Genomic DNA, 902 nt, shown 5'->3' on the forward strand with positions numbered 1-902 from the left:
GGCGGTGTATTCGGGCAGCGGCAAGTGCGCTGCGAGCCGGTTGGCGAGCGTGCGCCAGTACGCGGGCGAGACGCCGACAGGCGTGATGCCCAGCGCCTCGATGGCGTCGATGCGCGCCAGCACGGCACGCACCGATTGCTCACCCTCGGCGTGCAGCAAGAGGCGCGCGCCAGGTTGCACGCCGGAGATGCGCTGCGCGCCATCCATCGGCATGCACGCCTGCATCACCATGAGCTGCCAGCGGATCGTGCCGTAGTCGTTGGCCTGCCAGCGGATGCGGCAGAGAACCGCATTCGGCGTGAACACCGCGCAGCGGCGCCAGCGGTCGAACCGGATGATGCGGGCAGGATCACCGAAGCGCAGGTAGAGGTCGAAGCGTTGGTCGATGTATGCGAGCGCAACGCGCGTCAGCGGTACGCCGTCGGCCACGCCGACAGGCGGGATGGACGGCGGTGCCGAAGCCGTCGAGGCGGGTGTGTTCATGAGGACTTCTCCGGGAATTCCCGCTCCAGCAGCGCGCGCAACAGATCGGCCACCGTCACGCCTTGCGTGAAGGCCGATACCTTGATGCGCTCCCGCATGGCGGGCGTGATGTCGAGGGTCAGGCGGGCCGTGTAGAGGTCGCCTTTCTGGAGGTCATCGGCACTGCCCTGGCGAATCCACGCCTCGGCGTGCGGATTCGCGGGCGGGCGAGCGCCGATGCCGATGCGCTTGCCCGTGCGCTTGCTGGCAGGAGTGCTCATGACGGCCACCGCAGCAGTTCATCGACCAGCGCGGTGATTTCGCGCGCGGCGGCGCTGTCTGGCGCCGTCTCGCGTGCAAGCCGGCCGGCGGCCACGCTGTCGGCAAACACGATGCGCTGATGCACTTCCGCGCGCAGCGCAGGAAGCGGCTGCTCGGCC

General features: G+C 69.3%; 2 protein-coding genes and 1 pseudogene. All 3 read right to left on the reverse strand.

Features of this window, described 5'->3' with window-relative positions; genetic code table 11:
- Positions 1-483: DUF2840 domain-containing protein (locus H928_RS26045; RefSeq protein ID WP_021025369.1), on the reverse strand; the 483-nt coding region annotated here is incomplete at its 3' end.
- Entirely contained in the window at positions 480-743 is a 264-nt protein-coding gene (locus tag H928_RS0104060; protein ID WP_021025370.1) for a hypothetical protein, read from the reverse strand. The genes H928_RS26045 and H928_RS0104060, both read right to left, overlap by 4 nt.
- Positions 740-902 (reverse strand): annotated as a pseudogene (locus H928_RS31320) (ATPase); the annotation flags it as partial. The pseudogene H928_RS31320 and the gene H928_RS0104060, both read right to left, overlap by 4 nt.

It is taken from the genome of Comamonas sp. B-9 (assembly GCF_000410635.1).
In the GTDB taxonomy this organism is placed as follows: Bacteria; Pseudomonadota; Gammaproteobacteria; order Burkholderiales; family Burkholderiaceae_C; genus Comamonas.